The following is a 9,387-nucleotide window of genomic DNA, read 5'->3' on the forward strand; positions in this document are numbered from 1 at the left end:
CCGTCCACATCACGCACCGACATGCCCGCCAGATCGAGAACCATATCGACCATGGTCATCAGATGCCGCGCGTGCGTGGTGCCCGACGCATGGGTAATTTCGGCCTTGAGCCTCCCGTCGTCGACGACGGCCACGCTGCAGCTCATCGTCGCGGTATCCACGGCCAGAATTCTCATCGGCTGTCCGTTTCGAGAGCGATATCCAGCACTTCATCCATCTGCCGCACAGGTATGAATTTGAGCTTGCGTTTCACGTTAGCCGGTATCTCCGCCAGATCCTTTCTGTTTTTTTCCGGAATGATTACCGTGTGAATGCCGGCCCGCAGGGCGCCCAACGCCTTTTCCTTCAAGCCTCCAATGGGCAGTACCCTTCCGCGCAGGGTGATCTCGCCGGTCATGGCCACGTATTTGTCTATCTTCCGTTCCGTAAGCACCGAAACGAGAGCCGTGGCCATGGCGATGCCGGCCGACGGCCCGTCCTTGGGAATGGCGCCTGCCGGCACATGGATGTGGACGTCCAGATTGTCGAGGGTCCCCTCTTCCACGCCCAGCGACTTGAAACTGGCACGCGTGTAGCTGAGCGCGGCTCTTGCGGATTCCTGCATGACATCCCCGATCTGCCCGGTAACGATCAGGTCGCCCTTGCCGCCGATGATCGATGCCTCCACGTAAAGCACCTCCCCACCGACCTGCGTCCAGGCCAGGCCCGTAGCCAGTCCCACCTGGCTCTCCTCCTGGTCCATTTCGGGATAAAATTTTCTCACCCCCAGGTATTTGTGAACGTTGCCACGTGTAATCACGTGCCTGCGCTTGTCGCCTTCGGCTGTTTTCCTGGCTATCTTGCGGCACAGTGTCCCCAGTTCGCGTTCGAGATTTCTCAGACCGGCCTCGGAGGTATACTCGTTGATAATCTGGGTGAGCGCACCGGGACTCAGGGAAACATTTTTTTTCTTAAGCCCGTTCTCCTTTATCTGACGCGGCAAAAGGTGCCTTGTCGCAATGATTTTCTTCTCTTCCTCCGTGTAGCCCGAAAGGTTGATGACCTCCATGCGGTCGAGAAGGGCGGATGGAATCGTGTCGGTGATGTTGGCCGTCAGGATGAACATCACGGACGACAAATCGAAAGGCAGGTTCAGATAATGATCGCTGAATGCCGTATTCTGTTCCGGATCGAGCGCCTCCAGCAGGGCCGAAGAGGGATCCCCCCTGAAATCGGCGCCCAACTTATCGATCTCATCCATCATGAATACGGGATTTTTCGTACCGACCTGTTTCAGGCCCTGCAGAATCCTCCCGGGCAGCGAACCGATATACGTCCGTCGGTGTCCCCGGATTTCCGCCTCGTCGCGGATGCCTCCCAACGAGATACGTATGAACTTGCGCTGCATGGCCTTGGCAATGGCCTGCCCCAGGGAGGTCTTGCCGACCCCCGGCGGGCCCACGAAACAGAGGATGGGTCCCTTGGTTTTTTTGTTCAGCTTGCGCACGCTCAAATATTCGAGGATGCGGTCCTTGATGGTGTTCAACCCGTAGTGGTCCTGATTGAGCACCTTTTTGGCCTTGTTGATGTCGATCACATCCCGTGTCGACTTGCTCCAGGGAAGTTCGACCAGCCAATCCAGGTAGGTTCTCACCACCGCCGATTCCGCCGATTCCGGATGCATCTGCTCCAGGCGTTTGAGCTGTTTCAAGGCCTCGTTTTCGGCCTCCCTGGACATTTTGGCCCGCTTGATTTTGCGTTTGTAAGCGATTGCCTCCTGTACCCTGTCGTCATCCTCTCCCAATTCACGGTGAATGGCCCGCACCTGTTCTCTGAGGAAGTAATCGCGCTGGCTCTTTGATATTTCGTCCTTGACGTCGGACTGAATTTTGGCCTGCATGGCGGACAGCTCAACTTCGCGCATAATCAAATCGTTGACCTTGCGCAGGCGCTCCATGGGATCCGTCAGTTCCAACAGCACCTGTGATTCCTCTATTTTCAACCGCAGGTTGGAGGCTACCAGATCGGCCAATTTGCCCGGATCGTCGATGCTGTCCAGGATGGCGCTCACATCCCCGGTCAACTCGCCCCTCAAGGCCAGAATCTTCTCGGAATGCTCGCGGATATTGCGCATGAGGGCCTCGGTTTCAACATCCGCGTTACCGGCAGGCTTCTCTTCAATGGTCTCTATCTTCACACGGTAAAAGGACCTTTTACGCAAGTATTTCAGAACCTTTGCTTTGACAATCCCCTGTACCAGCGCCTTGACGCGGCCATCGGGAAGCTTCAGCATTCGCAGAATCCTGCACACGGTGCCCACGTTGTACAACTCTTCCGGGCCGGGCGCTTCCGTCCCGGCGTCCTTCTGGGTGACGACAACGAGAAAACGGTTTTTCGACACCGCCTCTTCCACCGCACGTACAGACCGCTCCCGTCCCACGAACAGCGGCAGCAACATATCTGAAAAAATCACCACATCCCTGACCGGCATCAGGGGCAGTGTCGTGGGAATTTCATCATCCAGACCTTCATCTTCGATGATGCTGATTAAATCGTCTTTATCGGTTTCAGCCATTTTTACTCCATCCCTATTAGCGTTCGGCACAACTTTGCTTGTATTATAAGACCGATTTTCCTTTTGACAACCACCATTAAGCGGTCACCGATGCAGATTGACCTTTTCTCGTCATGCTTGCCGAAATATTTATTATTATTTACAAATTTGACATTCTATGGCATAGATGCCGTGTAATCGGGTATATCCGGCGGCGGCCTGCCCGCGAGATTTCGGTGTCCGTACGCCCGAAGCAAGCGCTATAACCCCGTGCCCCGTTCCGGTGGCGGCAGAGAGACGGTACTGTTGAATTATCTTGTTGAAATAACGATCTTTATCTTTGGAATTTGTATCGGCAGTTTTCTGAATGTATGTATCCTGCGCCTGCCAGCGGGGCAATCGATCGTTCACCCGCCTTCGTCCTGCCCGCGCTGCGGGTCAGCGATTCGATTTTATGACAATATCCCGGTACTGAGTTATTTCCTGCTGCGGGGGAAGTGCCGAACCTGCAAAACCCCGATCGCCTTCCGCTACGTGCTGGTCGAACTTCTGGGCGGATGCATGGCCGTCTGCACATACCTCCGTTTCGGGCCGACCGTCACGGGAGGTATCTACTACCTCTTCATCGCCGCCCTTCTGGTGATCACCTTCATCGATCTCGACCATCGCATTATTCCCGACGTCATTTCTCTGCCCGGAATTCCGGCGGGGGTCGCCGCCTCCTTCATGATCCCGTCCCTGAATACCGTCGATGCCCTCATCGGCATTCTGGCAGGCGGGGGCATCCTGTACCTGGTCGCCTGGAGCTACGACCGTTTCACCGGCAAAGAGGGCATGGGCGGCGGCGACATCAAGCTCCTGGCCATGATCGGCGCCTTCATCGGCTGGCACGGGGTTCTGCTGACCATTTTCGCAGCCTCGGCAATCGGAACGCTGGTCGGCATCCTGGCGATGCTGAAATCCCGTAAAACCATGAAAATGGCGATACCCTTCGGACCCTTTTTGTCCCTCGGGGCCATCATTTACCTTTTTTTTGGCAACGAACTCATTTTTTGGTATCTACATACCCTGGGCTGAATCAAGTGCCTGCCAGACACTTGAACCTAAACTAAGCGCTTCAGCTAATAGGGATTAAAGCGGATCATACGTGGTGTCACCATGAGAATTGCCGTTATTTCCGACATTCATGGCAACATGGAAGCCCTGGGCGAGGTGCTTGGTGATATTAAAAAATCCGATGTGGATACCACGGTGTGCCTGGGCGACATGATCGGCTACGGCCCCGAACCGGAAGCCGTCGTCCAGTTGATCAAATCCCGGGGAATACCCACGATTATGGGCAACCATGAGTTGGCCGTCATCGACCCCTCCTACCTGAAGTGGTTCAATCCAGCAGCCAGGCAATCCATCCTCACCACCATCCCCTGGCTGTCCGAAGACAGCATGGATTTTATCGCCAGACTCAAACCCTTCATTACCATGCACGGCAGCCGGTTCGTTCATGGGTTCCCCCCGGATTCGGTTATCATCTACCTGTTCCAAATTGACGACAAGGGGCTCTTAAGCGCTCTTAAAAAACTGGATGAAAAAATCTGTTTCGTGGGCCACACGCATAAAATGGCTATCGCAAGCCATGACGGCGACACTGTCATCCGGGCCCCTCTCGAGCGGGGCCCGGTAACGTTGTCCGCGGATAAAACGTATATTATCAACACCGGCAGCGTCGGGCAGCCCCGGGACGGAGACAACAGTGCCAAGTACCTTATCTGGGACCTCGACGACCACAGTGTGGATGTCCGCTTTGTGCCCTATCACATCGCCAGGGTGAGCAATAAAATAGTGGAAGCCGGGTTACCGGAAGTGCATGCCGCAAGGTTGTGGTAAAAGCTGTCTCCAAAATATCTTTTGGCCCAATCATCGACAGCCGGAAACCGCGCCGCGGGCATGCGCGTACGTTTTTGGGTTTGCTTTGGGGCCGTACATTTGGTAGTGATTCTCAAGGTTGCAACATTGAAGCAATGCCAGCGATCTTCTCCGATTCTTGATCATGAAACGCGACCGCACCAGCAGGGTAAAGGGGATTTTGCATGTGTAATAAAAAAAACCGACCGGTACTATTCACGATAGTGATATTCTTTCTTTTTACGGCCTCGGCGCAGGCCGGCTCGACGGCGGTTGAAATCAACGCCAATGCCGATGAGGTCGCCGGCGTAGTGGAATACGACACCCAAAACTTTGGAGCGGTCCTGAGCGGGGGGGGCGGGATCATATTCGGCGGTGATGATTATACCATCGGCGATCTGCACATCGCTCTCAAGGACGAGGTTTTTTTCCCGGCCCTGACGCTGGGGCTGGGATTCAAAGGGGTTGCGGGCCGGGCGGACGTCTCCGATTCCGACTACGATGTGGCCGCCATCGGCTTTTCACTGTTGGGAGAATACGACTTCAGAAAGATTTATCTCAACTTTCCCGTTCTGATATATGCCGCATTCAACGGTTCTCCCGATCCCCTGAGCTTTAGCGACACCACGTCCTATGTGGATTTCGATACCGGTATCCGGGCCTACATCGTCAGAAGCGCCGCTGTCGTAGCCGGTTATCGGGCCATGCGCATCGACTTCAAAGAGGGCGGTACCTCCGACACCCTGAACACCGATGCCTTCTACATAGGCCTGCGGCTCACCTTCTAACAAGCTTTGATTCATCGGGATCGAGGGTACTTTTTTATCGTTGTGAGATGTGAAACGTATGGCGCAAGGCATAAGGCCCAAGGCAATTTCAAGGCATCATGCGTTGAGCGGTCTGCTCCTTGAGCCCTGGGCCCTGCGCCCTGATCCGTATTCCGTGAACCGTGAAAATTTGTTAGGCTAATTCCGCGACCTTGTCGGCAATGGCTTTGATCGCATTGGCAACCGGCGAATTGTCGTACTCGGTCTGAATCGACGTGCCCGTATCGCCGCAGGTGACCACTTTCGGATCGAAAGGAACCCTGCCCAAAAATGGGATACCTGCTGCGGCCGCGGTGCGTTCTCCGCCTCCCGAGCCGAAAATATCCACGGTCTCATGGCAGTGCGGACACTCGAATCCACTCATGTTTTCCACGAGACCGAATATTTCCATTTTGACGGTTTTGCAGAAATTGATCGATTTACGCACGTCCGCAAGCGAAACCTCCTGAGGCGTCGTGACAATCACCGCCTTGGCATCCGGTATGGTCTGGGCAACCGTCAACGGTTCGTCACCGGTTCCCGGAGGGGAGTCGATGATTAAAAAATCGAGGTTTCCCCACTCGACATCGCCGATGAACTGCTTGATGGCCGAAAACTTGATGGGGCCCCGCCAGATGATGGCATCGTCCTTGCTGTTGGTCAGAGATTCGATGGAAACGGCTTTGAGGTTTTCAGTGCAGCTCATGGGTTCCAGTTTCTGGTTCTCGCTCAAGCCGAGCATGCCGTCCAGCCCCAGCATCCGGGGAACATCCGGCCCGTGCAAATCCACATCCATGATCCCGACCTTGAAACCCTTCTTGGCGAGGGCAATAGCCAGGTTGACGGAAGTGCTTGTCTTGCCGACGCCGCCCTTGCCACTCATGACAACCAGTTTGTTCTTTATTTTCGAAAGCGACATCGCTACGGCTGCATCCTGCTCCGCCCGGGGGTCGGCTTTTTTCTTGGCTTCATCCATGCTGTTGTGAATCTCTACCATGAGCGTGTATCTCCTTTTGATAATAGGTTTTCATACGTGTCGATGAAATTCTCTGCCGCCGCACACATCGCATTTTTCCGGCCGTCCGGTGCCGAAGGGCTCCTCCCAGGTATGCTCGCAGTTATGGCAGACAAAGGTTCTGTTTCCTTCCACCAGTTCATAGTTACCGCCTTCCACCCGCACGGCCTTGCCGTTGATGATGGCATCGGCAACCGTATTCCTCGCTTGTTGTACAATTCTGCCGAAAGTGGCCCTGGATACGCCCATCTTTTCTCCGGCCTCTGCATGGGACAGCCCCAGAAGGTCCGCGAGACGTATGGCTTCCCGTTCATCAACCGTAAGGCAGACTTCATCCAAGTCAAGCACGGGAATGCCTCTGGGCTTGAAATAATTGATTTTTGGATTGAACCCCACCAGACGGTTTTTTTTCGGCCTTACCATCTCTCCTCCATATTGAGCATATGCTCGTAAGGCAACGTAATACATCCAAGTATGTTTGTCAAAATTTCATACCTGAACTCTGACCAGGTCATAGCCAATCGAAGTAATGAAACGCGTCTTTCGCGAAAATAAAACCGAAAACGCACAGGACGATCCCGAGCCCCCTGACGGTGTATACATAGAGGCGGCTTTTCAGGAAATGGCGGGAACTGCCCGCAACGACAGCCACCACGCACTTGGCCCCCACCAGCAGCAGGTAAAACGCCGCCATGAACACCAAAACGGCCATCGTGCTAGCCGAGAAAGCCTTCAGCACCAGGGGGCCGCCGATGGCGAACCAGAACATGTAAGGATTGGGGTTCAGGAAGTTGGCCACAATGCCCTTCTTGAACGAGTGGGGTGCTTCGGAGCGCGCCGTGAAATCCGCACCGCCGAACGTCATGCTTTCATAGCCAAGGTAAAACAGGTAACCGGCGCCGAAAAGAGCGATGCATCCCAGCACGGTGTCGAGGGCGGTGAGTCGGTGCAGCACGAAAAGAGCGAGTAAGACGATCGGCAGGTCGGTCAAAAGCGGTGCCAGGGACACCTTGATCCCTTCCCCGATGCCATGCTTCAATGTCTGGGTCATGACCAGCGTCAGCAGCGGCCCCGGGGAGATCCCGGCGCTCACCCCCAGAACAAGACCTGAAATCAGGAAGGACACCTCGGGGTTGCCACCCGCCGGACTCACGATGCAATCCCCCGGTTCATGCTGCCCTGGGTGTATCCCTCCAGGTCCACGGCGACATGATCGAATCCAATGGCCTTCAGCCCGCGAACGAGTTCCGGGGCCACCGCTTCTCCGATCACAGCAGGCAGCTCGGATGCGGGAATTTCAATTCTGGCCACGCTGCCGTGATGCCTCACGCGGCAGTGGCGGAATCCGAGACGCTGCAACAATGCCTCGGCTTTCTCGACCATGGCAAGGGCCTCTACCGTCAGCACGGTGCCGTAAGGGATACGGGATGCCAAACAGGCCATTGCCGGCTTGTCCCACGCGTCGAGACCCATCTCTCTGGCGAGCGCACGGATGTCCGCCTTGGTAAAACCGGCATCGACGAGGGGCGCCCTGATATGCAGCTCCTCGGCGGCTCTAAACCCGGGCCGGTAATCCTGCAGGTCATCCACATTGGCACCATGGGCCACATGCTCGATATGATTGTCGGCGGCAATTTCCAACAGCCGTCGAAACAGCAGGGTTTTGCAGCGATAACACCGATCCGGTCGATTGCGTTTGAACGCCAAATCAGCCATTTCTCCGGATCGAATCGTCATGTGCCTGACGCCCAGGCGCTGTGCCGTTTCACAGGCATTCCGGATTTCACGCCGGGGGTGAACGGCGGAACACGCCGTGACCGCCAGAAGGTTGTCCCCCAGAACCTCCGCGGCGACCGCAGTCAAAAGCGTACTGTCGACACCTCCCGAGAAGGCCGCCAGAAGCGAATCCATACCGGAAAGGACGGAAACCAGCTGCGCCTTTTTTTCAGCTATATCTCTCATTCAAGTCGCCACCATGCCTTGCGCGCAAACCATTGAACGACATCCCGGTTCACACCCCTCACCCCTTTTGAAGCAAATCAGCGTCGACGGGGGATAAAACCCCCTCGGGGAGCCTTTTTCATGCCTTCGGCTCTAATGAGGGCCGCTGATTTTGGGGTTTACAAATCTAGGCTGATATTTTATGTACCCTTCATTAACGGCAGGCGCCGTGCCCCGTTTAACATTGGTCCGGCAAATGCCCGGCAGCCTGTAAAACCGCGCAAATGGCCATGTGTATGCGTTCGTGGGTTTCTATACGCCAATTTATTCGTAATTTCAAAGGGGTTTTTCATGGGAAAAGACAGCTTGATCAAATCCACAGCCAAAAAGAAGCGCTCGGCAAAAGAAAATGATGACGACGGCAGCGTAAAAGAAAAAAAGTCGACAGCGGCCGGGAAATCAACCGCCAAATCCCGCAAAAGCGCTGCCGCTCCCAAAAAGGCCAAAAGCGCAGGCGGGAGCAAGAAAAAGAATACCGCCAAGGCCAAAACACAGAGCAAAGCCAAAACCGCGGCAAAATCGACCAAAGCCGCCTCGAAAAAGACTGCTCCCAAGGCCAAGGCGGCAACCAAACCGAAATCCACGGCCAAAAGAGGAGCAGCTGTGAAAAAAGCCGCATCACCCTCTAAGAAGAAGGCCGCGAAAAAACCAACCATCAGAGAACTGACACTCAAGAAGTTTACGCTGTGGAAACCGGTGAAACCGGCCAAGATAACCGTTGAGCGCCGGGACCCGGACGATTTCAAAGCGCCGCCGATTGTCGATGTGGCCGATGAGCAGGAAGCCCGGCGTCTGCAATCCCTTTTGCTTCAGAAATATGACTATGAAACCCTGAAAAAGGCCGCCGCTGAAAAGGCCGCCGCTGAAAAGGCCACTGCCGAAAAAGCCGCCGCCGAAAAAGCCGCCGCCGAAAAGGCCGCTGCCGAAAAAGCCGCTGCCGAAAAAGCCGCCGCCGAAAAAGCCGCCGCCGAAAAGGCCGCCGCCGAAAAAGCCGCTGCCGAAAAAGCCGCTGCCGAAAAGGCCGCCGCCGAAAAGGCCGCTGCCGAAAAGGCCGCCGCTGAAAAGGCCGCCGCCGAAAAAGCCGCTGCCGAAAAAGCCGCCGCCGAAAAAGCCGCTGCCGAAAAAGCCTC

The 9,387-nt window shown here is 55.4% G+C and carries 9 protein-coding genes; 4 read left to right on the forward strand and 5 right to left on the reverse strand.

Annotated elements, in window-relative coordinates; all coding sequences use genetic code 11:
• Window positions 1-172: 172 nt before the first annotated feature.
• Window positions 173-2,554 carry an endopeptidase La gene (gene lon, locus LJE94_07925; protein ID MCG6910035.1) on the reverse strand — a complete coding sequence of 794 codons (2,382 nt, stop codon included), beginning with the start codon at window positions 2,552-2,554 and terminating at the stop codon, window positions 173-175.
• 282 nt (window positions 2,555-2,836) lie between these two features.
• On the opposite strand from lon, the gene LJE94_07930 reads away from it, so the two are divergent.
• From LJE94_07930 to LJE94_07940, 3 genes are all read left to right on the forward strand, one after another.
• Window positions 2,837-3,610, forward strand: coding sequence for an A24 family peptidase (locus LJE94_07930; GenBank protein MCG6910036.1), 774 nt, complete (start codon window positions 2,837-2,839; stop codon window positions 3,608-3,610).
• Window positions 3,611-3,691: 81 nt separating this feature from the next.
• Entirely contained in the window at window positions 3,692-4,417 is a 726-nt protein-coding gene (locus tag LJE94_07935; GenBank protein MCG6910037.1) for a metallophosphatase family protein, read from the forward strand.
• A 203-nt stretch (window positions 4,418-4,620) separates the two neighbouring features.
• Window positions 4,621-5,223, forward strand: a complete 603-nt coding sequence (locus LJE94_07940; protein ID MCG6910038.1) for a YfaZ family protein — start codon at window positions 4,621-4,623, stop codon at window positions 5,221-5,223.
• Window positions 5,224-5,395: 172 nt separating this feature from the next.
• Here LJE94_07940 and LJE94_07945 read toward each other — a convergent pair whose 3' ends face one another.
• The 4 genes from LJE94_07945 to larE form a co-directional block, all read right to left on the reverse strand.
• The gene (locus LJE94_07945; protein MCG6910039.1) at window positions 5,396-6,238 is read right to left on the reverse strand and encodes an Mrp/NBP35 family ATP-binding protein; all 843 of its coding nucleotides are present in this window, start codon (window positions 6,236-6,238) and stop codon (window positions 5,396-5,398) included.
• Between the two features lie 30 nt (window positions 6,239-6,268).
• Window positions 6,269-6,679: a DUF134 domain-containing protein gene (locus tag LJE94_07950; protein ID MCG6910040.1), complete on the reverse strand. Its 411-nt coding sequence runs from the start codon at window positions 6,677-6,679 to the stop codon at window positions 6,269-6,271.
• Window positions 6,680-6,767: 88 nt separating this feature from the next.
• Window positions 6,768-7,409, reverse strand: a complete 642-nt coding sequence (locus LJE94_07955) for a LysE family translocator (GenBank protein ID MCG6910041.1) — start codon at window positions 7,407-7,409, stop codon at window positions 6,768-6,770.
• On the reverse strand, window positions 7,406-8,218 hold the full coding sequence (larE, locus tag LJE94_07960; protein ID MCG6910042.1) for an ATP-dependent sacrificial sulfur transferase LarE: 813 nt from the start codon (window positions 8,216-8,218) through the stop codon (window positions 7,406-7,408). The genes LJE94_07955 and larE overlap by 4 nt, the downstream gene beginning before the upstream one ends.
• A 330-nt stretch (window positions 8,219-8,548) precedes the next feature.
• Here larE and LJE94_07965 point away from each other — a divergent pair.
• On the forward strand, window positions 8,549-9,387 hold an 839-nt coding region (locus LJE94_07965; GenBank protein ID MCG6910043.1), incomplete at its 3' end, for a histone.

Source organism: Deltaproteobacteria bacterium, assembly GCA_022340465.1.
In the GTDB taxonomy this organism is placed as follows: Bacteria; Desulfobacterota; Desulfobacteria; order Desulfobacterales; family B30-G6; genus JAJDNW01.